The sequence below is a fragment of the Clostridium estertheticum genome (genome assembly GCF_026650985.1).
Taxonomy (GTDB): domain Bacteria; phylum Bacillota; class Clostridia; order Clostridiales; family Clostridiaceae; genus Clostridium_AD; species Clostridium_AD estertheticum_C.
Genome location: NZ_CP086239.1, coordinates 4,915,712 through 4,940,288, shown reverse-complemented (window position 1 = coordinate 4,940,288; position 24,577 = coordinate 4,915,712). Strand labels below are relative to the sequence as shown.

Annotated in this window: 25 protein-coding genes; 9 read left to right on the top strand and 16 right to left on the bottom strand. The window is 29.6% G+C overall.

Going from position 1 to position 24,577, the window contains the following annotated elements; translation table 11 throughout:
* Positions 1 to 16 precede the first annotated feature (16 nt).
* The 3 genes from LL038_RS23600 to LL038_RS23590 form a co-directional block, all read right to left on the bottom strand.
* Complete coding sequence (locus tag LL038_RS23600; protein ID WP_216122827.1) at positions 17 to 2,095, bottom strand: methyl-accepting chemotaxis protein; 2,079 nt, start codon at positions 2,093 to 2,095, stop codon at positions 17 to 19.
* Between the two features lie 44 nt (positions 2,096 to 2,139).
* The gene (locus tag LL038_RS23595) at positions 2,140 to 2,262 is read right to left on the bottom strand and encodes a hypothetical protein (RefSeq protein WP_268055948.1); all 123 of its coding nucleotides are present in this window, start codon (positions 2,260 to 2,262) and stop codon (positions 2,140 to 2,142) included.
* Between the two features lie 149 nt (positions 2,263 to 2,411).
* Positions 2,412 to 2,783, bottom strand: coding sequence for a hypothetical protein (locus tag LL038_RS23590; protein WP_216122826.1), 372 nt, complete (start codon positions 2,781 to 2,783; stop codon positions 2,412 to 2,414).
* Between the two features lie 494 nt (positions 2,784 to 3,277).
* Between LL038_RS23590 and panB the strand changes: the two genes are divergently transcribed.
* From panB to LL038_RS23570, 4 genes are all read left to right on the top strand, one after another.
* Positions 3,278 to 4,105 (top strand): 3-methyl-2-oxobutanoate hydroxymethyltransferase, encoded by an 828-nt coding sequence (gene panB / locus LL038_RS23585; protein WP_216122825.1) that lies wholly within the window; start codon positions 3,278 to 3,280, stop codon positions 4,103 to 4,105.
* A 63-nt stretch (positions 4,106 to 4,168) separates the two neighbouring features.
* Entirely contained in the window at positions 4,169 to 5,014 is an 846-nt protein-coding gene (gene panC / locus LL038_RS23580; protein ID WP_216122824.1) for a pantoate--beta-alanine ligase, read from the top strand.
* A gap of 20 nt (positions 5,015 to 5,034) precedes the next feature.
* Positions 5,035 to 5,418 carry an aspartate 1-decarboxylase gene (gene panD, locus LL038_RS23575; RefSeq protein WP_216122823.1) on the top strand — a complete coding sequence of 128 codons (384 nt, stop codon included), beginning with the start codon at positions 5,035 to 5,037 and terminating at the stop codon, positions 5,416 to 5,418.
* Positions 5,419 to 5,498: 80 nt separating this feature from the next.
* Positions 5,499 to 5,720, top strand: a complete 222-nt coding sequence (locus LL038_RS23570) for a DUF378 domain-containing protein (protein ID WP_216107761.1) — start codon at positions 5,499 to 5,501, stop codon at positions 5,718 to 5,720.
* A 40-nt stretch (positions 5,721 to 5,760) separates the two neighbouring features.
* Here the strand turns inward: LL038_RS23570 and LL038_RS23565 are convergent, their stop codons facing one another.
* The gene (locus LL038_RS23565) at positions 5,761 to 6,225 is read right to left on the bottom strand and encodes a hypothetical protein (protein WP_216171212.1); all 465 of its coding nucleotides are present in this window, start codon (positions 6,223 to 6,225) and stop codon (positions 5,761 to 5,763) included.
* Between the two features lie 59 nt (positions 6,226 to 6,284).
* Between LL038_RS23565 and LL038_RS23560 the strand changes: the two genes are divergently transcribed.
* Positions 6,285 to 6,593, top strand: coding sequence for a hypothetical protein (locus LL038_RS23560; protein WP_216122821.1), 309 nt, complete (start codon positions 6,285 to 6,287; stop codon positions 6,591 to 6,593).
* A gap of 84 nt (positions 6,594 to 6,677) precedes the next feature.
* On the opposite strand, the gene LL038_RS23555 is transcribed toward LL038_RS23560, so the two are convergent.
* Complete coding sequence (locus LL038_RS23555; RefSeq protein ID WP_216122820.1) at positions 6,678 to 7,412, bottom strand: lysophospholipid acyltransferase family protein; 735 nt, start codon at positions 7,410 to 7,412, stop codon at positions 6,678 to 6,680.
* A gap of 151 nt (positions 7,413 to 7,563) precedes the next feature.
* Between LL038_RS23555 and LL038_RS23550 the strand changes: the two genes are divergently transcribed.
* Positions 7,564 to 8,433: a ComEC/Rec2 family competence protein gene (locus tag LL038_RS23550; protein ID WP_216122819.1), complete on the top strand. Its 870-nt coding sequence runs from the start codon at positions 7,564 to 7,566 to the stop codon at positions 8,431 to 8,433.
* A 181-nt stretch (positions 8,434 to 8,614) separates the two neighbouring features.
* Here LL038_RS23550 and LL038_RS23545 read toward each other — a convergent pair whose 3' ends face one another.
* Both LL038_RS23545 and LL038_RS23540 read right to left on the bottom strand, forming a co-directional pair.
* On the bottom strand, positions 8,615 to 9,442 hold the full coding sequence (locus LL038_RS23545) for an undecaprenyl-diphosphate phosphatase (protein ID WP_253199908.1): 828 nt from the start codon (positions 9,440 to 9,442) through the stop codon (positions 8,615 to 8,617).
* Between the two features lie 93 nt (positions 9,443 to 9,535).
* Positions 9,536 to 10,489, bottom strand: a complete 954-nt coding sequence (locus LL038_RS23540) for a DMT family transporter (RefSeq protein ID WP_216171211.1) — start codon at positions 10,487 to 10,489, stop codon at positions 9,536 to 9,538.
* A 150-nt stretch (positions 10,490 to 10,639) separates the two neighbouring features.
* Here LL038_RS23540 and LL038_RS23535 point away from each other — a divergent pair, with 150 nt between their 5' ends.
* Together LL038_RS23535 and LL038_RS23530 are read left to right on the top strand one after the other, a co-directional pair.
* Positions 10,640 to 11,998 (top strand): Mur ligase family protein, encoded by a 1,359-nt coding sequence (locus LL038_RS23535; protein WP_216122818.1) that lies wholly within the window; start codon positions 10,640 to 10,642, stop codon positions 11,996 to 11,998.
* 47 nt (positions 11,999 to 12,045) lie between these two features.
* Positions 12,046 to 12,771 carry a type 1 glutamine amidotransferase gene (locus LL038_RS23530; protein ID WP_216122817.1) on the top strand — a complete coding sequence of 242 codons (726 nt, stop codon included), beginning with the start codon at positions 12,046 to 12,048 and terminating at the stop codon, positions 12,769 to 12,771.
* Between the two features lie 115 nt (positions 12,772 to 12,886).
* Here LL038_RS23530 and LL038_RS23525 read toward each other — a convergent pair whose 3' ends face one another.
* The 5 genes from LL038_RS23525 to LL038_RS23505 form a co-directional block, all read right to left on the bottom strand.
* Positions 12,887 to 14,170: a helix-turn-helix domain-containing protein gene (locus LL038_RS23525; protein WP_216122816.1), complete on the bottom strand. Its 1,284-nt coding sequence runs from the start codon at positions 14,168 to 14,170 to the stop codon at positions 12,887 to 12,889.
* Between the two features lie 56 nt (positions 14,171 to 14,226).
* Complete coding sequence (locus LL038_RS23520; protein WP_216122815.1) at positions 14,227 to 15,525, bottom strand: helix-turn-helix domain-containing protein; 1,299 nt, start codon at positions 15,523 to 15,525, stop codon at positions 14,227 to 14,229.
* A 189-nt stretch (positions 15,526 to 15,714) separates the two neighbouring features.
* Complete coding sequence (locus LL038_RS23515; RefSeq protein WP_071614171.1) at positions 15,715 to 15,891, bottom strand: YtxH domain-containing protein; 177 nt, start codon at positions 15,889 to 15,891, stop codon at positions 15,715 to 15,717.
* Positions 15,892 to 16,042: 151 nt separating this feature from the next.
* On the bottom strand, positions 16,043 to 18,109 hold the full coding sequence (locus LL038_RS23510) for a PAS domain-containing sensor histidine kinase (RefSeq protein WP_216122814.1): 2,067 nt from the start codon (positions 18,107 to 18,109) through the stop codon (positions 16,043 to 16,045).
* A gap of 22 nt (positions 18,110 to 18,131) precedes the next feature.
* Positions 18,132 to 19,079 carry a viroplasmin family protein gene (locus tag LL038_RS23505; protein ID WP_216122813.1) on the bottom strand — a complete coding sequence of 316 codons (948 nt, stop codon included), beginning with the start codon at positions 19,077 to 19,079 and terminating at the stop codon, positions 18,132 to 18,134.
* A gap of 366 nt (positions 19,080 to 19,445) precedes the next feature.
* Here LL038_RS23505 and LL038_RS23500 point away from each other — a divergent pair, with 366 nt between their 5' ends.
* On the top strand, positions 19,446 to 21,197 hold the full coding sequence (locus LL038_RS23500; protein ID WP_216122812.1) for an ATP-dependent metallopeptidase FtsH/Yme1/Tma family protein: 1,752 nt from the start codon (positions 19,446 to 19,448) through the stop codon (positions 21,195 to 21,197).
* Positions 21,198 to 21,543: 346 nt separating this feature from the next.
* Here LL038_RS23500 and LL038_RS23495 read toward each other — a convergent pair whose 3' ends face one another.
* The 4 genes from LL038_RS23495 to LL038_RS23480 all read right to left on the bottom strand — a co-directional run bounded on the left by LL038_RS23495 (position 21,544) and on the right by LL038_RS23480 (position 24,572).
* Positions 21,544 to 22,545, bottom strand: coding sequence for a rhomboid family intramembrane serine protease (locus tag LL038_RS23495; protein WP_216122811.1), 1,002 nt, complete (start codon positions 22,543 to 22,545; stop codon positions 21,544 to 21,546).
* A 27-nt stretch (positions 22,546 to 22,572) separates the two neighbouring features.
* On the bottom strand, positions 22,573 to 23,631 hold the full coding sequence (locus LL038_RS23490; RefSeq protein WP_216122810.1) for an HD-GYP domain-containing protein: 1,059 nt from the start codon (positions 23,629 to 23,631) through the stop codon (positions 22,573 to 22,575).
* 119 nt (positions 23,632 to 23,750) lie between these two features.
* Positions 23,751 to 24,149, bottom strand: a complete 399-nt coding sequence (locus tag LL038_RS23485) for a DUF6762 family protein (RefSeq protein WP_216107775.1) — start codon at positions 24,147 to 24,149, stop codon at positions 23,751 to 23,753.
* A gap of 15 nt (positions 24,150 to 24,164) precedes the next feature.
* On the bottom strand, positions 24,165 to 24,572 hold the full coding sequence (locus LL038_RS23480) for a Fur family transcriptional regulator (protein WP_216122809.1): 408 nt from the start codon (positions 24,570 to 24,572) through the stop codon (positions 24,165 to 24,167).
* Positions 24,573 to 24,577: the final 5 nt, after the last annotated feature.

Sequence of the window (24,577 nt, the reverse complement as noted above, 5' to 3'; positions counted from 1 at the left end):
GATTTAGCCATATTATTTATTCAAATTTGAACATTTCAAGTTTCCCTTCAAGTTCTTCAATTAATACTATAAGATTATTAGCGTGGTTATTAACTTCTTCTGAGGAAGCAGATTGTTCTTCCATAGAAGCAACTATCTGCTCTGTAGAAGCAGAAGTTTCTTGTGCAACTTCTGATATACCATCTATCATTGTAACCACATTATCCTTATCTCCAGTAGTTTTCTTTATGCCTTGAAGTTCTTCTTTAACCTGTGACAATACCTCATCAATCGAAGAGGTGATCTCTTGCATTGATATATTTATATTTGTTACAGCTTCCTTTTGAATTTGATTAATTCCATTGGTTTTATTCATAAATTCAACTGCAGAGCTTGTATCAGTTATTATGCTATCAATAATTTCTTTAATATTTAATGACGAATCTTTAGATTTTTCAGCAAGTTGCTTTACTTCCTCTGCAACTACTGCAAACCCCTTCCCTGCCTCACCTGCTCTCGCAGCCTCAATAGAAGCATTTAATGATAAAAGATTAGTTTGCTCTGAAATATCCGCTATAACATTTGTAACTTCTGCTATATTATTTGATTTTTTATTTAATTCACTAATAATTTCAGAAACCATTCCGAGTGATGTTTCAAGTTTTGCATATGAACCTTCTAGGGTTCTAACATCATTATTACCTTTACCAATATCATTTGTAGTCTTATTTAATAAGTTTTCTATTAAATATGATTTGTCACTTATTGTTTCAATTTCATGTCCAAGACTTACGATGGCAGAAGCTCCATCCTCAATCTGTTGAGTTTGTCCTTGTGTTCCAGAAGATATCTCTCCTATAGATTTTGTTACCTCTCCAATTGCTAAACTATTTTGTTTTGATATAGTAATCAAACTACTCGCTGTTTCTTGTACTGCTTTAAATTTTTGGTTTAACTCCGAAATTAAAGAGTTTAGATTCCTTGTCATATCATTAAAATCATTTGATAAATCTTCTAATTCATCACCTGATCTTATATCTAATAATATTGTCAAATCACCCTTTGCTGTTTTATTAACTACATCTTTAATATGTTTTATACCTTTTACCAATTTATCACTTGTTAGAAAAGCTAATAGAACTACTAGTATCAATGTCACAACTAAAACTATAATACTTAACCTAACTAAATAACTTATTTTATTTGTAACTACTGATTCAGGCTTTAATGAAATCATCTTCCAATTTAACCCTTCTATCGTTGAATAAGATGCATCGTAAGTGGTGCCTGCTATAGTTGCCTTAGTTGTTCCATTCTTATCGCTATAAACCTTATCACCCCAAGGATATTGTTTGCTAAAATCTTCTTTATTTGCTACAATATCTTCAATTCCTTTATCATCGCTTTTTCCTGAAAAACTTGGAGCTACATTTTTACCCATTTGAGTAAATAGTGAAGAACTTATTAGAGTTCCCTTGTTATCAAGGAAAATTAACTTATTACTATTTCCTTTTTCAAGAGTTGTCCTAACATCGCCCATTGATGTTAAACTAATATCATATCCTACAGCTCCTATGAATTTTCCATTTTGTTTTACAGGATAAGTAATAGAAATCATCATTTCCTTTGTTCCACCTTTATCCTTGTAAACATCAAACCATACTATATCCCCTTTTGCTTTTGTATCCTTAAAAGCTTTTAAATCTCGCGCCACGCCTGGATAAGGACTCCAAGGAAATATGTCCATGAATCCTGTTTTCGCACTAATGTAATATGTATCAACAAGGGATTTATCATTATTCTGTGCATTCTTAAGTATATTGGTTATCATAACATTTTTGTCTTTGCCGTTATCCACGGTTCCAATTCCACTTGCTACTTCCTTAATAGAAGATTCGTATTTTGATAAATATGTATTTATGTTTTGACCTGAACTTTGTGCAATGCTAGAATTTTGTTCATCCGTTGAAGTTTTTATTTGTTTATACGAATATGTTATAAAAGTTCCTGCAAGTACACATGAAGCCACTAGCGTTGTTAAACTCATTGATAATATAAATTTCTTTTTAATTGACGTTCTTTTTACTCCTTTTTCTTTTGCTCTTTTTTGTTTCATAAATTTTAGCCCCCTACAATTTCGGGCTATGTTTAAAATAATATTTATAATATGAAATTTTCCTCATTGATTGCTCCATCTATTATAATTACATGATTGTAATCATCTACCATAATACTTAGCTTAAACATAACCTGCTTATTTTGTTTTTCAAACATTCTTTCCAATTATTACATTCAACCCCTTATTGAATATATATCCATCTTAATCAGCATATGTTATTATTCCTTAATTTTACTAAGATTTTTAACCATTGTCAAATTTTTTTCAAAAAAAAGAAGCACAAATTTCCATAAGAAACTTGTACTTCTTTTTTTTACTTTTTATTATTCTTAACTCTGTTTGGTTTAGCCTTAGGCCTCATAACTATATCATTTTTTTTATCTTTTTTATAACCAGTATTTGTATAATTTGATCCAGAAATATTTTTTCTTTTCATAAATCCTGATAAATCCATAAACCATAAAGCGAAAATAACAAATACTCCTGGTATTACATATCTAGATACAATAATTGGCATAGTTGGCCATATTATTACAGGTGCTATAAAAAATACTATAGCTATTCCAAGCACTACCCACTTATTAATTTTTATTTTACTAAGTAAATAAGTTTTTAAAACATAATATATTATAAAAACAACAATTGTAAATGCTATCATACCAAGTATTTGCATGGCCATATTCATATTTATCCCACCTTTTCTATAAATGAATGTATATTATACATTATCAAACATTTTCTACAATATATCAATAGTTTATGCATTAATTTATATAATTATATTTGTATAATTATGTTTGTATTAAAAATAAATTTATGCTAAAATATTTTTGGGTAGTATCGATTGCGAACTGCACTTTATTGTTTAACATAAAAAAATTAAATTATTAAATTATCTGCTCATATCTTCATGAATGAGACGGCGCTTCAAGAGTATCATCCTCTCAGTTATCTGAGATGTTTTTTAAATTTACTAATTCGAAATATTTCATACTAGTGGTTACAGCTCCGAAGGAGATGACTTAACCTCTGGTTTTCTTTTAAATATAAACAATTCAGATGCAATCGCATACTTAATTTACCCTGTTTAATTTTACACAACCCTTGTTTTTCTATATAAAAACCAAAAATCATAAATATTAATTCAAATAATATTTAAAAATGTAGGAGGATTAAAAATTGAAAAATTCTGTTTCTACCTTTATGGCTGCAAAAAAAGCAGGTACTAAATTAACAATGCTTACAGCTTACGATTATTCAATGGCTAAAATTATTGATGAATGTGGCGTTAATGGTATTTTAGTAGGAGATTCATTAGGTATGGTTTGCCTTGGGTACAAAGATACCTTAAGTGTCACTATGGATGATATGCTTCATCATACTAAAGCTGTTGTTCGAGGCACTAAAAATGCTCTTGTAGTAGGAGACATGCCTTTTATGTCTTACCAATCATCATTATATGATGCAGTTAAAAATGCAGGACGATTTTTACAAGAAGCAGGAGCTTCAGCTATAAAACTGGAAGGTGGGGCTGTAGTTTGTCCTCAAATTAAAGCAATAGTTGCCGCTCAAATACCTGTTATGGGTCATATTGGACTAACTCCTCAATCTGTTAATATGTTTGGAGGCTTTAAAGTCCAAGGAAATAATAACATAGACGCTAAAAAACTTATTGAAGATGCTAAAAAAATAGAAGATGCAGGTGCATTTGCTATTACACTTGAATGTATACCTGCAAAACTTGCAGAGCTTATATCAAACGAAGTAACTATACCAACTATTGGGATAGGTGCTGGTGGTGGCTGTGACGGTCAAATTTTAGTATATCAAGATATGCTAAATATGTTTGAGGATTTTAAACCAAAGTTTGTAAAAAATTTTGCGAATGTAGGTGACCTAATGAGGTCTGGATTTAAATCATATATTAAAGAAGTAACCGAAGGAACTTTTCCCGCCAGTGAACACTGTTTTAAAATAGATGATGAAATTTTAAAAAATTTGTATTAAATTTATTTAAGAAAGGAAGTGTAATAGGCATTAATAACAATATGTTACTAACGCCCCTAGCAAATGAATACTGTAAAAACTATTAACGAAGTTCGTAATCAAGTCAAAGTTTGGAAAAAAGAAGGTTATAGCATTGCCTTAGTTCCTACTATGGGATCTTTACATGCGGGCCATGCAAGTTTAATAAGCCGCGCTGCAAAAGAAAACGAGAAAGTTGTGGTAAGTATTTTTGTAAATCCAATACAATTTGGTCCTAGTGAAGATCTAGATTCTTATCCAAGAGATTTGCATAAGGATGAAATTGTATGTGAGGGTGCTGGAGCAGATTTAATATTTGCACCAAAAGCCACCGAAATGTATTATAAAGATATAGAAGCAAGTGTGAGTGTTAAAGAACTAGCAACAGGTCTTTGTGGCGCTAAAAGGCCAAATCATTTTGCTGGAGTCTGTACTGTAGTTTCAAAACTCTTTAATATAATTCCTGCAGACAAAGCTTATTTTGGACAAAAAGATGCTCAGCAGTTAGCTATAATAAAAAGAATGGTTAGAGACTTAAATTTTGATATAGAAATTATTGGTTGCCCTATTATACGTGAAAAAGATGGACTTGCAAAAAGCTCGCGTAATGTTTATCTATCACCAAAAGAAAGAGAAGCAGCTTTAATTCTAAACAAAAGCTTAACTAAATGTAGGGAAGCATTGTCAAATGGTGAACGGTCAACAAATATTCTAAAAGAGATTATAAAGGAACAAATTCAAACTGAAATACTAGCGAAGATTGATTATATTGAAATTGTAGATGCCTTGTCCCTTGATGTTATAGGTTTTGCAAACAAACCTATTCTTGTTGCCATAGCCATATATATTGGCAAAACAAGATTAATTGATAATTTTATATATGAAGCTTAATTTATTGAGGAGGGACTAATATGATATTAACTATGTTAAAATCTAAAATACACAGAGCCGTAATCACTCAGGCTAAATTAAATTACGTAGGAAGTATAACAATAGATAAATCACTAATGGAAAAATCTAACATTCTAGAATATGAAAAAGTTCAAATTGTAGACATTGATAATGGTAATAGATTTGAGACTTATGCTATTGAAGGGGATGCTGGTAGTGGAGTTATGTGTATAAATGGAGCGGCTGCAAGATGTGTCCAACCTGGAGATAAAATAATAATTATGACTTTTTGCCAAATAAATGAAGATGAAGCAAAAATAATTAAACCCACAGTAGTGTTCGTTGATGAAACAAATGCTGTTGTAGAAATAGCTCACTACGAAAAGCATGGTCAAATAAAATAATTTTTTTTAATAATGTAATAATTTTTGAATAATTGTAAACAATAATATCACAAGACTTTATTAAAGAGGAGATGTTTACAATGAAAGCATTAGATGGTACTGCACTAGTATTAGTTATTATAGGAGCTATAAATTGGGGATTAATTGGATTTTTCCGATTTGACCTAGTATCCAGCTTATTTGGTACTGGCTCGGCATTAACAAGAATTATTTTCGCTCTAGTAGGTTTATGTGGCCTATATGCTTTATCTTTCCTCGGAAGAGACAGAGATAGCAACAGAGACAGAACTGAAGTTAAATAATTTCTAAATAAATATATCAAAAATATAAAAGAAGCCGAATTTATAATTCGACTTCTTTTATATTTAAATTAAATCTTAACTGTACCAAGGCCAACCTCTCTCTAACTCTTATTACAATTAAACTTTGTGATTGTTTTTTATTTACATCTTGTATGATCTTAGAATACTTATTATTTAACATCATTATAAAACTACCGGCTTTAGATTGAATTTCATATCCATTAGATTTTTTTATTATAACCAAATTCTCCCATTGATGAGGAATGTAATTTGTAAATTTCATTTCAAAAATCATTCCCTGTTGCTCAAGTAATGTAAGTAAACTATTATAATGATCTTTTAGCATATTATTTGTAAACTTTAACCCTTCGCTGACATTATTACTATGTTCTAAGAGCTTGCTTTGATCGATTAATTGTATTTCATGTTGTTTTTTTATATTGTCTAACTTCTTTATTTTACGATTAACATTCTCTAAGTAATGATTATTATTTTCTTTATCCATAATTATTACCTTGCCTTTCATAGTATTCTTTATGTAAAATGTAGTTGAGGTGATTATACATGAATAAATTTATAGACTTGATTATTTCCCTATTAGAATATATACGTAAAAATAGCAAATTATATTTTACATCATTTTATAATAAAACATACTTCTTAATCGATAAGAATTTTACTTTAAATAAAATTTACAAACCAATTCTAAAAGAAAAAACTGATACAAACAAAAGATTGCAAGGAGCAATAAATACTGTAAATAATAAAAATAAAGAAGTTGAAAAAACAATATTAAATTTTAAAAATGAAAATACCTTACTACAAGAAAAAATATCTATAATTGAAGATCTAATAACAAAAAGGTATGATTAATTATACTACAAATTAAAATAAATAGCTGCGTAGAAGATGTCTCGCAGCTATGGAAGAGATGGCTAACAGCTCTGAAAGAGATGGCTAACCAATTTTTTTCTCGTTTTCCTTGTTCAAATTATTTTGAATTATATTTTGTACTACATCCGATATATTTGCTTTTTCTTCCTTTGACATATCATCAAGATATATAGGTTTACCAAAGATAAGCTTAGCATTTGCGCTTTTAATTTTGCCATTATTACCTTCCAATGCCGTATAGGTATCATACAATGTTATAGGAACAATAGGGACTCCTGCTTTTATTGCAAGTCTCATACTGCCCTTCTTAAATTCTCCCATAGTGTTACTTCTACTTCTAGTTCCTTCTGGAAAAATGAGCATGGAATATCCATTTTTTAAATATTCAACACCTTCTGCAATATCCTTAAGCGCCTGTCTTGGGTTTTCTCTATCCATAAACACACAATGTATTTGTTTCATCCAATAACTCATTATTGGTATCTTAATCATGCTTTTTTTAGCAACGGCTCCAGTAATATTATTCATATTAGACAATATTACTGGTATATCAAGATCACTTTGGTGGTTTCCAACAAAAAGGCAAGCCTCCTTTGGTATATTTTCTCTTCCACTAACTGTCAAATTCAAATTTGCTGCCTTTAGTACAAAATTAGCCCAATTCGTAGCCACCTTAAATAGGTATACCTCTGCTTCTTTTATAGATTTTTGCCTTTTGATTCTGTTTAATTTGGGTTTCTTAAAGTTTATCCAAATCAAATTGGTAATAATAAGTATATAAAAATATATAGTTCTCATATATCTGTTCCTTTCATTCTTTAATTTAATTACATATATAATTATACTAGTTAATAAGTTTTATTTCAAATTTCACGTAAGTATTGATATTTATTTATGCATTTGGGCAACATCATTTATATAAATAAATATTATGTAGGAGATTGCCTTTATGTCAAGAAAAACCTGGTTAAAATATGCACTAATTTGTGTTTCACTTATTTTTATAATTGTATGTATAACTATAAGCTACAAGTCTACTATAAAAACTAGCTTAGCTTTAGAAAACAATATGGTAACTCATTTTATTGACGTAGGCCAAGGTGATTGCACACTTATTCAAGTGAATAATAAAAACTTACTAATTGATAGTGGCACAAGTGATTCAAAGCAAAAACTAATTAGGTATTTGAAAAAAAACAATATCATAAAATTAGATTATATAATTGCAACTCATCCACATGAGGACCACATAGGAGGTATGGCTAGTGTTATTAAAAACTTTGAAATTGGTGAATTTTACGCACCTAAAGCCATAACTTCTACTGGTGTATTTACTGATATGATCCATGCTTTAAGGGACAAAAATCTAAAAATAAAAATAGCTGCTCCTAATACATCTTTAAATTTAGGTCCTAATGCCACCTGTTTTATGTTATCCCCAAATAAAACCACCTACGATAATCTAAATAATTACTCTTGCGCTCTTAAGATATCATACAAAAATTCAACTTATTTATTTACAGGTGATATAGAAACCCAAGCTGAGCAGGAGATACTAGCTAATAATTATGATCTATCAGCCGATGTACTTAAAGTTGCACATCATGGTAGTAAAACATCTTCTTCAAAGGAATTCTTAGCTAAAGTGTATCCAAAGATTGCCATAATAAGCTGTGGTATAGACAATGATTACGGTCATCCAAATAAAGAAACATTAGATAGACTTAAAAAACTAAACACCATCATCTATAGAACTGACATATCTAAAACTATTGTACTTATAAGCGATGGTTCAAAAATAAAAAAGCTAGATAACTAGCTTTTTTATTATACAATAAACAGTTTGCAAAAAACAATGTGGGTAACTTTTTTTATAGTTTATATTTAACACTTTCTTTATCTTGTAGTTCATCATACTGTAAATGAATAACAATATGAATTTCTCGGTCAGTGGCACCAAATAAGAAGAGCAGAAACATAGGAGAAATTCATAGGTTACATCAAATTAAATTAGTACTAAATTTAATTAAACATAATAATACTATACCAACAACTATTCTATAAACAGCAAAAACCTTCATAGGTTTTGTCTTTAAATAAGCAACAAATCTTTCAACTACAAGAAGTGCAACCAAAAATGCAACTATAAAACCAATAACCAAAGTAATAATTTCTCCACTACTAAAATTCATACCAGTTTTATATAAAGTAAGTGCTGTTGCTCCTACCATAGTTGGTATTGCAAGAAAAAATGAAAACTCAGTTGCAGCAATTGTAGAAACGCCACAAATCCACCCTCCCATTATAGTAGATGCTGATCTCGACATTCCTGGCCAAAGTGCCAAACATTGGAAACATCCTATTTTAAGAGATTGTTTAATACTTATTTTCTCTACGCTTTTTGTTGTATGCTTATTTCTGAATTTATTTTCTATGATGATCATTAGAATTCCGCCAACTATAAGTCCTATAGCCACGGTACCTGGATTAAAAAGATATTCATCTATTTTATCATTTAGAAGAAATCCAAAAAATGCAGCCGGTATAAATGCAACAATAATATTAGTCCAAAATTTAATTCCTGATGGCTTAAGTTTAAAAAATCCTACAATCGAGTTCCATATTTTACCCCAATATAAAACCATAATAGCAAGAATCGCTCCTAACTGAATTACTACCTCAAAACTATTTGCAAACGTGCCTTTAAAATTTATAACATTTCCCACAATGATCATATGCCCCGTGGAGGAAATAGGAATAAATTCTGTTATTCCTTCAACTACAGCTATTATTATAGCTTTTAAAACCAATATAATGTTTAAATCCATCTATTGTTTGCTCCCTTCTAAAAATAATTTGTAATTTTTAATTGTAATATATTAACCTCTTAAATACAATTAAATTTTCATTAATATTCTTTTTCATAACTTCTCCGTGCTTGTCCCCTTTGTTCTTATCATATATATTGCACATATTACTAAAACAGTACCAACTATCTGCATAAATGTTATATGCTCATGTAATACAAAAAACGATAAAATCATAGCAGTTGGTATTTCTAGATTTCCTACTATAGATACCTTAAGCGATCCTATATATTTTATAGCTGCGTATAGTAGTGTCAAAGGAATAATTTCACAAAATATGGCAAGTATAGTTGTATAGATTAAAAGGTTTTTAGTTATATCACCCCTAAAAGCAAATAAAGGGAATTTGTATATCATAAGGCTTATTAGTGAAAAAAGTGTTGAATAGGCATTAATAGTTAACGGGCCAATTCCCTGTAATTTTTCTTCGCTATAAATATTCATAAATGCATAAAACATTGCACATATTAAAGCAAATATTACTCCAATAAGTGAATATTTAGGTCGACTTGATAAAATATCAAGAGTTAAAATGCAACCAAAGAATGCCAGAAACACAGCAAAGACTTTTATGTAACCTACTGATCCCTTCTTAAACACTGCTGAATATATGAATACCATTATAGGATACGTATATAGTAATATAGCCACCATTTGAATAGGTAAATAGTTATAGGCTGTATAATAAAATACTGTCATAAATGTATTTCCAACAATTCCAAGTATCGCGAGTCTTAATAATTGCTTTTTTGTTACCTTAAATGACTTCTTATTAAAAATATACATGATTACAAACATTAATGGAACAGCTATAATGTACTGAAGTGTGAGTAAACTTATAGCATCAATTCCAAGACCAGAAGCTAGCTTTACAAATAGCCCCGCACTCCCGAATAATACAGCTGAAAAAATCGAATAAATATATCCTTTGCTAAGTAAAATAGTATGATACCCCCAGTACTTAAATCTAATGTTTTTTGTGCTACCGTTATATTCTAACAAATTCATACCTAAAAAGCCACATGATTTAATAATAAATTACATTAATATGTTAGACATTTATGTTAGTATGTTATAAAATTGTATTATCATAAAGATAAGGTATAATAAAAGTTATGCTACTAATAAAATCTAAATTCATAAGTACAATTAAAGGATGTGTTCAAAATTAAAATTCAGTCATTACTCAGTATATTAGTTTCAAAATTTGTTATGACATTATCAAAGTCTATATTTCAAGGCGGCACTAATTTTCCTGGGAAAATCGCCCTAAAACTTGATAAAAACATTTTGGAAACAATTGCTAATAATTATGAGGTTATACTTATAACCGGTACAAATGGTAAAACCACAACAACAAGCATGATTTATAGTATTGTAAAAGACAGCAAAAGACCTGTAATTACTAATAATACTGGTGCAAATATGTATACAGGAATTGTTGCATGCTTTATTTCAAATTATTCATTTAAAAAGTCTACCGAGAAAAAAATTGCTGTTATAGAAGTAGATGAGGCTAATCTTAAATTTGTAACGCAGTATATAACTCCAAAAGTAATTACTATAACAAACCTCTTTCGGGACCAAATGGACAGATATGGTGAAGTATATACAACTCTAAATAAAATCCTTGTAGGAATCGAAAAAGTTCCTGAATCAACTCTTGTTCTTAATGGAGACGAATCTTTATTTGGAAACTTGAATCTTACAAATGATGTGATTTACTATGGTTTTGGAACAAAAGTTAATGAAAATAAAATTGTAGATATCAACGCAGATGCTAAGTTTTGCACAATCTGCAAATCCCCCTACAGTTATAATTTTATAACCTACAATCATCTTGGAGATTTCTATTGCCCTGGCTGTGGATATAAAAGACCCGAGCTTACCTACTCCGTAGATAAAGTTATTGATTTAAACACCAGTGGTTCCTCAGTTAATATTAATAATAAAGAATATTACATAAATCAACCAGGTACGTATAATATTTATAATGCTCTCTGCGCATACTCTGTAGCAAAGGTCCTTGAAATTGAAGATAACGTTATAGAGCATTCTCTTAAAACCGTAGCTAGTAGCTTTGGTAGACAAGAAACTCTAAATATCGATGGAACCGAAGTTAAAATAATATTGGTTAAAAATCCTGCAGGTTATGATGAAGCTGTAAACACTATTAATCTTGACAAGCGTAAAATAAACTTATCTCTTATGTTAAATGATAATTATGCAGATGGTAAAGATGTCTCTTGGATTTGGGATGTGAATTTCGAGCGCCTTACAAGTCTTGATGTTAACAAAGTTATTATCTCAGGAATACGTCTGTACGATATGGCAATAAGACTTAAAGTAGCTGGTTTTTCATCAGATTCTTTCCTACTTTGCACGGATGAAGAAACCTTGCTTAAAGAAATTAAATCTTGCAATGGTGAAATCGTATATGTGCTCGCAACCTATACCGCAATGATAAATTTAAGAAAGTTTTTACATACTAAAGGTTATATAAATAAAATTTGGTAATAACAAAAAATAATATGGTAAAAAATCTAATTCAGAAGGTGAATAATATGGAAATTAACATTTGTCATCTATATCCTGATTTATTAAATGTGTATGGGGATGTAGGAAATATTTTAATACTAAAACACAGAGCAGAGCTTCGAGGAATTGAAGTAAACATTGTTAATATATCTATGGGCGATATTTTTAAAGCAGAAGATTACGATATTGTTTTTTTTGGAGGCGGCCAAGATTACGAACAAACTATAGTTTCTCCAGATCTAATAACTCTAAAAAAAGCATCAATGGAAGAATATATAGAAAGTGGGAAAGTATTTTTAGCCATTTGCGGCGGATACCAATTGCTTGGGAAATATTATACAACACCAAGTGGTGAGCAAGTTGAAGGTCTTGGCATTTTAGATATTTACACGGAAAGCGGTGACAAACGTTTTATAGGCAACACAGTAATTCATAATGAAACGTTTAATGAAACCTATGTTGGCTTTGAAAATCATTCTGGAAGGACTTATATTAACGATTTATTACCCCTTGGCAAAGTTGAAGTTGGATATGGTAATAATGGGGAAGACGGTTACGAGGGTTGCGTGTATAAAAACACTTTCTGTACTTATTTCCATGGCTCGTTGCTATCTAAAAATCCTGAACTTGCAGACCGATTGCTTACACTTGCATTAAATAACAAATATGATGAAGTAGCTTTAACTTCTTTAGATGATAGCCTAGAGATTAAAGCCAAAGAATTTATAATAAAGAGAGAAACTGCAAAATAAAGAGGGGTTAGAATTTCTTAATGAAATTTCACGTTTCAAACTCTTATTTGGTGCCACGCAGGAGAAAATCATATGTGTTAACTAAAAAAGATGTAAATTTGGATAAATTCCAAATTTACATCTTTTTCTCTAATTGTAATGCCAAACTAAAATATTTTATAGAATCAGCCACATTAGATAGTTTATGGTACATACTCCCCATTTCTAAATAACGAGCATATATATCTTTTTTATTTCCAAACTTTAACAGTGAATCTAAAGATAAATTCATGTACATCTCTGCACTAGATGCACTCCCTTGTCTATCGAGAATAATAGCTTTATAATAATAGCTTTTTTCTATGAACTTAATATCATCTAAATTAATCGCATAGTTTAATACTTCATCAGAAATACCCTGTGCAAGCTCAACTACATCATTTTTAATAAGTTCTTCAACACAATTAAGCATAAATCCGACTAGTCCTACCTTGTCCTCTCTAGGATATACGCTTAATCCATGACTTATATACTCAATTGCTTTTTCTTTCATATTGCAGTCAAACATGGTTGACCCATAATTGAAAATAGCCATTGCCTTATAAGATGCCTTATCTTTATATAATTCATAAGACTTTTGCTCATATTTTTGAAAATCACCATTTTTCATTCTTATAGATAAAATAGCTAACATATGATATATCTGTGCCGCGCGAAGATCTGTATCAACATGTTTAACCAAATCTAGTAACCTTTTTCCTACTTTAAAAGCACGTTCATAATTTTCCAGCTTAATATTACAAGCAGCCTCATTATACGTTACTATTATTAGTTTTTTATAATTCAGAATCTCACTACTATAAAGTCCCTTTCTAACATTACGATAATAACTCGATGCTTGAAGAAAATCTTCTTTTATATATAGATGTCTTGCCATATCTATATAATAAGTTAATTTATTATCCTCTATAGATGTTTTTAAATACAAATCATAATACTTTGAAGTAACGGCTTGAGTATTCTCAAAATCTTTTTTATCTAAGTAAAAATTAAATAACATATGCATTAATTCAATAGCTAAATCATAATAATTATATTTTTCAGCTACCTCCAAATTATAGGATACATTAGTTTTGTAATCCTCATCCTTAATAGCTATGTTATCATCATTTTTTACATTTACCTTTAATATTTCAATATTTTCCTTAACTTGCTCAAATACATTTTCATTTAGATATCCGAGATCTATGTCTAGTTCCTTACTGATTAATTCTAATACCCAAGGCTCTGCTATAACCTTATTATTTTCTATACAGCTCATTTTAGATACTGATATTTTGTCATCACATATCTGTTTTAATGTATATCCTTTATATATTCTACTTCTTTTTATTTTTTCTCCCGTTGATAATATCTTCATTGTCTTCACCTATCCACAAATCGTATAATTAATTTGTGAAATTCCCCATAAATAGTTTACTTTATTACTCCTAATCTTTTAAACAACTCTACACCTTCATTTAAATATTTAGCCGCTTCTATACTTCTGCCACCCTCAACATAGAACTTCCCAATCATTATAGATATTTCAGCCGCTTCCTTTAGTTTATCTTGCTCTTTTACAAATCTTAGTGCTTGAAGTAATGTGTTCTCAGCTTCATTTTTATTGTCTTCTAATAAATCGACTCTATATTTTAATAAGTAATACTGAAATAGTGCTTTATTATTACCATCTTCAATATAATCTAGTATATGGTTTAAAGCTTCTTTAGCTTTACTTACAGACTTAAGCTTAATATAATTTTCACAAATATTAGCTAAGGTGTCTATTAATTTTAAGTCCTTAGTATTTTGTCTAATCTCCTTAGCCTTATTTAGGTGTATAAATGATTCTTCCATATTTTCAAATTCATAAAATAATCTGCCTAAATTATTTTCTATCTCCGATATATAAGTCAAATTATTAATTTCTTTAAATACTTTCAAAGTAATCTTCGAGTATTTTATAGCATTTTTAATATCACCTTTTTTATTATATCCATCTGCGAGTAATAGGAGTGAATTAGCATACTCATTTTCACTATTTATTTGATTGAATTTTTCCTTAGCTAAATATGAATATTTTATAGCATTTTCAATGTTTTCTAATTTAAAATAAGTGTAACCTATATAATAATATATTTCTCCGAGTAAAAAATCATTTCCCATTTGATTGTCTATAAAGACTTTTTCAGCTTGCTTAAAATAACTAGAGGCTGACTGGTATCCCATCATCTTAAGGGTTATTTTCCCTAGTTTTAGTAAAGTCTCAATTATTTCTTCATAAGAATTATTTTTGATAAAGATTATATTTGCGGAAAGAAAAATCTGTTGAGCTAACGCAATGTCTTGCTTCTCCATATATATATCGCCTCTTAAAGATAAATTCCTAGCTCCTTGATATTCTAATTTATATTTTTCACAGTAATATATAGATTTATCGATGTTTTGCTCCGCCTGCAATAAATCACTATTCAAAATTTGAGCTTCAGCAATGTTTTGGTAGAACAAGCATATTTTTTCAGCCTGAGTTTCCTCTGACTCCATTAGATATTCAACAGTTGTATTTAAATCATTTGCTAAATATTCTAATAAATCCATACTTGGATTTGATTTACCAGATTCTACTAAGCTAATTTGACCTGGAGTTATTCTACTACCCGCAAGGTCTTTTAATGTCATGTTAAGCTCTTTTCTTTTCCTCTTTATCTTTTCTCCCATAGATAATATTTCCATAATCACTCTTCCTTTACAACATGGTAATATAATAGTATTAATTTATACAAATCGACAATTTAATTCAATTATAACATAGTTCACCTATAATATTGTAAATATATGAATAGATTTTGAATTTATGCTAAAAACATTAAAAACTCCAAACCATGTGTTTACTAACATAGTTTGGAGCCTTTTAAATCATAATTATAAAATATGATCCTTGATATTATCATACATGTCCCCTGCCATATTCATTACCATCTTACCTGTTTTTTTAGCTCTTCTTCTTGTGTTTCTGTCCATATTAGGAATTAACATCATACCTGCGGCCACACCAATTATCGCACCTGCTGTAATTGTTGATATAAATTTATTTTGCATAAATTACACACCCCTTCTTTATTTATTTATTTATTCTTTATAGGATGTGCATTTTTTAATTGATTAATGTACTCTTTTGAAAATTAATAAGTAGATCTAATAGTAGAAATAAAAATTTAATTTGGAATACTTATGCAATAGTATAAAGTTTTTATGAATAAACATCTGACAGTTCTATTTTTATATTTTCATCATGACCTCTCACATTGCTACTATAGAGCATATTTTCATGAAGTACCTTTTTATTCGGAAGTCTTACTGTAAACTTGCTTCCCTTCCCAAATTCACTTTCAACATATATATTACCACCATGTAATTCAACAATCGACTTAACTAAACTAAGGCCAATACCCGTACCCTCTGCATTTCTTGATAACGACTTATCTACCTGTCTAAACCTGTCAAATATCATATCCAAATGCTCCTCTTCAATGCCAATACCATTATCTTTAACTGATATTTCAACAAATTTATTTTCATTCTTAACATAGACAAGTATTTCATCACCTATATCTGAAAATTTAATAGCATTTGATATAAGATTTAAGACTATTCTCTCTATTTTTTCTATATCACAAGCAATAATATTTTCCTCAAGGTCCGTGTCGAAAACAATGTTTAATCCCTTACTCTCAGTCAGATTAGTTAAAGACACAACAATTTCTTCTACAATTTCAACTATATTATTATTAGATAAATTCAGTTTATAAAAGCCTGCTTCTATTTTTGATAAATCAACTATGTTATTAATAATTTTAGATAATCTATAAGAATTTTGCTTAATTGATTCTATATATTTAATAATGGAATCCTTTTTATCATCAAGAGAGCCACTATTACAATACATTCTAAATAACTGCGCCGTTGCAAATATAACATTTAGTGGTGTTTTAAGTTCATGCGATATATTAACAAGGAATTCTCCCTGTACTTTTAATGCTTTCTCCATAACTATATTAGATTTAATTTCAGGAGTAACATCTATTATTAAAATTAATATTTCACGAATTTCGCCATTCACTTCAAATACTGGTTCAAATATAATATTAAAGTATACTTGGTTTCCATTTAAGGTTAAAGCTTTTTTATTTAAATACTTAATTTTCTTATCCTTTAAAACTTCATCTAAACACTTATAGTATTCACTCTTTTTAAAGTTTTCAAGCAAATCTTCAATTCTATTACCCTTTATTTGATTAATTGATTTAACACTGGGATTAATCGATTGAATAATACTAAAAGCTTTTCTATTAATATCCACAATTTTAAAATCTTGATATGATAATCGAGCGACAGGTAAATCAAACGTATTTACCATTCTATTTAAAAATTCATAACGGCTCCTTATAATTTCCTCGTGTTTAAAATAGTCTGTCATATCTCTACTACAAAGAACTCCTAATATAAATTTCCCATTGCTATCATAAATAGGTGTACCATTAACATCTATTTGTAATGTTTTACCTGGGGACTTAACTATCATTCTCATATTTTTAAATTCTTCACCACTCATAACTCTATTTGCTGGAATATTTTCAGTATCAATTTTCTCTCCATTAATATCATAAAACTCAGATGCATTATACCCATCACTTATATTTTCCAAACTATTGCAAGACGAGAAAAACAATTCCCTAGATGTTTTATTTACTAAGATGTATTTCCCTTTATCATCGAAAATAGCAATAGAATCAGCTATATTTTCTATTATAGCTTCTAATTCCTTTTTCTGCTTCTCTATTTCTCTTGATTGGTTTATTGTTTCTGTAATATCGTGAAAACAAGATACTATTATAGTTAAATCACCATCTGCATTATAAATAGGAGTTGAACTAATTTCTGCATAGTATTCTTTATTAGGATGGCATACAAAAATCTTAACATTCTTTGATTTTTCACCTCTTAATGCTCTCACTGATGGAAAATCTTTATAAGGCACCTGATTGCCTAGCATATCGAACACTTTAATATTCTTAAAAGCATCCGCTATATTAATTCCTATATCTGATTTATAAATAAGCCTCTTTGCTTCCGAATTCACATTTATAAAATCGCCCTTACTATTAGCAAACATTACTCCCTCAGATAAATTTTCAATAATGTCAAGTAACTGAGTATTTTGCTCCTCTATTTCCTGATTTCGCTTCTTAAGCTTCTGGTTTTCATCGAAAATAATCTTATAACGTCGCTCAATACTTAAATTTTCGAAATTTCCCAATATATCACCTCAATAATCTATATTACTTCATATTATTTGCTTTCAATAGATAAATAATAAAATTTGTTTTTTCATCACTACTTAGATTCAAAAGTAAACTATCTATTTCTCTTTTATTAATTGTATACTCACGAACAATTTCACTAAATGAATATGCTTTATTTTGCTTTTCATTGCAGTTTTGTTTAATATAAGAATCCTTAATAGTGTTAGGCTCCTTAACAATTATATTAGCCTCACCCTTTGGCGCTATTAAGCGAATTTCGTCCTTTAGCGCCTCGTTTGCTACATTTATAGTGTTACATGCTAGCCACTTTTCCACAACCTTATCTGATTTTATTCCGAGGCACTCCTTACATTTCTCGTCCACAAGTTCATTAAACAAATCTCCTGTATGACTATCTACTTTAACAAATATAACCTCGAGTCCACTCTTCATAATTTCTTGCATTTTCATGTAATATTCTTTTGATGATTCCTCTTTCCTATCCCAGAACCCCGTAGCATGATAACAAATCCCTATATAATCATGAAATATTACTACTTTCTTTTCTCCCGTACTTTGTGCATACTTACATCCCTTTACTGCCCCTTCTAGTTCCCCTGCAATTTGTCTTATATTTTTAGTAGAATCACTTTTACCTTTGCCACTTTCTATATGTACAACTACATCATCACGAACTGCTACCACTCCATATGAATACTCCATAGTTTGTGAATTATAACTACCATCCACATAAATATGAAGGATATCCTTTGGATAATTGTTATTTATCTTATCTAAAATAATAGGATCACCATTTAAAAACTTTTCAGCTTCGTTTTTATCCTCAAAGCTCTTATATTTAGCACCTTTTACTCCTTTTACATATTTCAAGCACTCTGCCCAAGTACCAACTATTATATTTTCTATCTTTTCATTAGTATTAGAATTAAATCCTTCCTTTATAGCATAAACTTTTTTACCCATATTTTATGTTCCCCTTTTCAAAAGCTATTCGATAATTTAAGCCTCTAAGTATTATGGAATACTCACCTAATTCTATCATAAATAAAGTATACAATAAATGATAAAATTAAATCTCTATTTTTTTACATTATTTACATTTCCATATTCTATTAGGTTCGGTGGACAAGGCCTTAGAATAATATTATAATAACCCTTACAAGTCGAGATTGTAAAAGTTTAGTTTCACGTATTATGTTTATTTTGCAAATTAAAATATAAGATATATTAGTATAAAAAATAAGTCTGCTTTATTAGAAAGGATGGTGAATGAGGCGGATTCTACGGCTACTCTAAAGTAAAGTAAAGTAGAACTCTTGCTTCGATTCTATGAATAAAATTAAAAACAAGTATATTTTGCTTCCTATTATTACTGCAGTTTTATCATTAGTATTACTCGTTTTTATAAGTAATACCTTTAAAGTATCTTCAAATAAACTATATACAGACTTTCTTAAAGATGCCTCGCTAAACACTATTTCCACCGTGTATGTAACCACCTCTCCTAAAATTCAAGTTAAACTTAAAGATGGGACTATTTACGAAACTGATAATCCAAGAACTAACAATTTCAAAGAAGGTTTACTTAAAAATGGTATAAATGTTTCTGAGCAAGCTCTAACTAGTCCACTAGAAGTTGCATCAATATCAGGTTTTGTAATTTCTCTTATAGTACTTGGGTGTATGTGCTTTAAACCTGCAAAGAGAAAAACAAAAGGAATGTTCTCGGCTAGCAACCTTGACGTCACTGCGGTGGATGATATTGGTTTTAACTTTGAAAATGTAGCCGGTAATGAAGAAGCTAAAGATAGTGTACAAGATGTAGTTGATTTTCTTAAAAACCCGGAGAAATATTCTGCTTATGGAGCTAGAATGCCAAGAGGTGTAATTTTATATGGAGATCCAGGTACAGGTAAAACACTTCTCGCAAAAGCAGTAGCTGGTGAGGCAAATGTACCTTTCTACGCAGTGTCAGGCTCTGATTTTGTTCAGATATATGTAGGGGTTGGAGCTGGAAGGATCAGAAGCTTATTTAAGAAAGCAAGAAGTCATGGAAGAGCAGTTATCTTTATTGATGAGATTGATGCTATTGGCAAAAAAAGAGATAATGGAACTGGTGGTGGTTCTGATGAGAAAGATCAGACACTTAACGCTCTACTAACTGAAATGTCTGGTTTTAATGAGTCAGAAGGCATAATTATAATTGCAGCAACTAATAGGCTTGATATGCTTGACGCGGCACTACTTCGTCCTGGTCGTTTTGATAGACATATTGAAGTAACTCTTCCTGATGTGTCTGCTAGAGAAAAGATTTTAAAACTTCACCTAAAAAACAAACCTATTAAGGATATAGACTACAGCGAATGGGCACATAAAACTACATCTTTTTCAGGTGCAAAACTTGAGAATTTAGCTAATGAAGCTGCTATTATTGCTTGTAAAGACAATTCTACATTTATTGAAAATGTTCATTTAGATAAAGCTTATTCAATAATGCTAGCTGGTTATGAAAAAGTTGATAGAGATTATATTAAAGATAATGATAGAAAAATAACTGCATTCCATGAAGCGGGACATGCTTTAATTTCACTTAAGATGTTACCAAAAGACAAGGTATCTAAAGTAACTATAATTCCAACTACCAAAGGTGCTGGCGGTTATACTTTAAGTATTCCCGAAGATAAACTATATCAAAACAAAGATTATATAAAGAAAAAAATAATGGTACTTTTAGGTGGCAGGGCTGCTGAAGAGATTATTTTCGGTAGGGATCATGTAACCACTGGTGCATATAGCGATTTGCAGAGGAGTACTCAGCTTATAACAAACATGATAACAGAATATGGAATGGGTGAATCCTTGGGTCTACTTACAATGGCCAAATTAAAAGAATCAGGTTTTACAAATCAAGACGATGTATTCTCAGAATGTAAAAATTTAATTTCGCAGTTATATGATGAAGTTATAGCCATTTTAACAACTGAAAAAGAATCTTTGAAATCTATTACCAGTTTATTAATTAAAAAAGAAACTATAAATCACGAAGATTTAATAAGTATTATAAATAAAGATACAATATGATTGTCTCCTGCATAGTACCAAATAAGAGTTTGAAACGTGAAATTCCATTAAGAAATTCTAATCTTTTGCAAATATAAAATTTTCTATCGCTCACATTCGGCATTCGCCGGTTCGCTAGCCTTCCTTCCAGTCAGGCTTACGAGAATTTTATATTTGCAAAAGAAGAATTTTAAATGGAATTTCAATGTTTCTGCCCTTCTTATTTGCTACCACTTCCGGAGAAATTCATATTGTATCACATTTATACTAAGATATAACTGCATAAAATGTTATTTAAGGCACATTCAAATATAAATGGAGCAAAGCATGCTTCTTATTAATTTGAATGTGCCTTTTAACTGTTATGTTACTCTTTTGTTTTAAAATTCATAAGAAATGCTACAAGCATTCCTCCAAGGAGTCCACCTACATGAGCAAAATTATCAATACCCGGCATCGTAGCTCCTATAAATATATTTATAAATATAACGGATAAAATATTTTTTATAAACGCACTTCCAGTCTTTTCTTTAGATGTAATTGCAAATATAAGCACTGCTCCGAGTAACCCAAAAATTGCACCGGATGCACCAATTGAAACACTTGTTGAAAATATATAACTAAATATAGATGCACATATTCCAGAAATAAAATAAATAGCAAGATATTTTACTTTTCCATAAACATTTTCAACCATAGGCCCTATAGCATAAAGCGAATACATATTAACCGCTACATGTACAATCCCACCATGTAAAAACATACAAGTAACAAGCCTATAATACTGACCTTGATTTATTAAATCATTAACCTTTGCACCAAGTAAAACTAGAACATTAGTATCACTATTTAAAATGCTACCATTTGCCATATAACTTAGGTATGCAGTAATACCATACATTATAACGTTTATAGCTATAATTATCATGGTTACCCAAGGTTTGCCTTGTAGATTTATTTTCCCTGGCCTACTGCGCAAATTGTTATTATTCATAATTGAAACTAAGTCATTCACTACCTCTAACTTTACATTTTGAGAATAATTTACTTTTTTCTCTGATACATTAACCTTTATTAATGGTTTTTGTAATAGATTATTTATTTCAAGAATTTTACCAGATTCATCGCTACTTAATTCACCCTCAGACAACAGTATGTATATATTGTTCTTATCTGCTGGAATATCATATTGTGTTAATTGATTTAAGCTTCTAGTAGTCGTAAATATTATTCGGTAATCTAAACCGTTTATATTTTTGCTCACAGTCCATAGCTTTGAATTATTGTTTTTACTTGTTATATCTTCTAATAAATATCCATGCTGCGTTGTCATACCATTTATAATGATCTTTATATTTTTTTCTAACATATTATTCTCCTAATCAAATAGATATTTTCACATTATTGATTCCACAATAACATTATGATGCTTAAGCAAATCTATTTCATAAAATTTAATAGGTAGCCGTGTTTCACTCTCATATAGTACCCTTAATATAGGCCTATCCGGGAAATTTTTATTTTGCTTAATTACATATCCTTCAACACCATTTGATAACTTTAAACAAACTCCTAATGGAAACACTGAAAAAGTTTTTTTAAAATCTTTTACTATATCCTCATCAAAAGCATTTCCAGCACCTGCGAGTATTAGCTCATAAGCATCACTAGGATTAAATTTTTTTCTATAACATCTATCGTTACTTACAGAATCATAAACATCACAAATACCAATTATCTTTGCAAATTTAGAAATTTGATTTTTAGTAAGTCCATAAGGATATCCATTACCATCAACTCTCTCATGGTGGTGTTCCACTGCTTTTAGAACTCTATTTGTCATGCTAAAATTCTGCTCCAAAATTTCTTTCCCATATATAGGGTGATTTTTTATCTCTTCAAACTCTTCACTTGTTAGTTTACCAGGTTTCGTTATAATGTTTTTGTTTATTTTAGTCTTACCAATATCATGAAGAATTGCACCAATACTTAGCTCTTTCAATTCACCTTGCGAAAGATTCATTGTAATACCAAGAAAAATCGCCATAATTCCAGTATCTATAGAGTGAAGATAGGTATAGTTATCAAATGTTTGAATATCGTACAAACTTTTATTAACATCACCCATCTCAATAATATAATTAACTAAATCTTCCACAACCAATAATGAATTTTTAGTTCCTTTTGTATCCCCTTCAGTTACATTTTTCATTATGGTAGACATATTTTTCATAGTTAATTTTTTTAAACTACTTAGTCTATCATCTTCTATCGATACATCATCTAGCCTTGAATCCTCTACATAAATATAAAAGACGCCTAATTTTTTAAGTTTAATAATATATCTTTTTGTCAATTTAACTCCAACTCTTAAAAGTATACTTCCATCATTGGTTACTATATTTTTGCCTAATATTTCATTTACCTTTACCCTATTAATAAACTCAAGTCTCATGGTCACCTCTAATTATTTTTTAATCATCGCTTGCGGAAATACAGTTTCACAAAGGATGATTAAACTTTCAGCTTAAGTATCTAAGTTATTTTGGCGATTCATCTCAGATGGAGATGACTCTATTTGTATTCTTCTTCTTTTCCTTTGATCCTTATAAAAACTTCTCTAAGTTCTTGCTTTATTAACTCACATATTTCAATTAATGATTCACGAACCACCATATGCTCATCAGAATATTTGAACTTAACTAGCCATGTTGGGTTATACTCATCATCTATAGGTTCAATTATATATCCTTTAGACCTAAATACATCTTCGTTAAAGCAATCGTAAATTGCTGAAAATTGCCATTCTTCCACATCATCATGCGTATCAAAAGTTAAATTAATTAAATCTCCGCAGTAATTTAATTTTGTTACAAACTCTGCGCCCTGCGATGTTTCATAACTTCCAATTTCACGAACAAATTGATTAGTTTCTTTATCTACTTCCATTAATACCAATGAAGAAAATTGCATAAAACCCACCCTCTCTTATTTTTTGCAGTCCTTACAAATGCCTTTTAAATAAACATGACTTTCTGTAAGTGTTATTCCTGTCTTAGCCTTTATTTGCTCTTCTATTTGAGGTATAGGGCAATCTATAACCATTTTCTTATGACATAAATCACACTCAATTATATGTTTGTGTGAATTATTATTTATAATATAGTTATACATATTGTTTCCCAAATCAAATTTATTAACAATTTTTTTACTCTCTAACAAATCTAAGGTTCTATAAACCGTTGATAAATCTATTTTAATGTCTTCTTTTTTAAGTAAATCATATATAACATTTGCGTTTATTGCATCTGAGCTTTCGAGTATAATTTCAAGTATACTTTTTCTTGCTTTAGTAACCCTAATATTATTATCTTTTAAATATGAAATTCCATTCATCTACA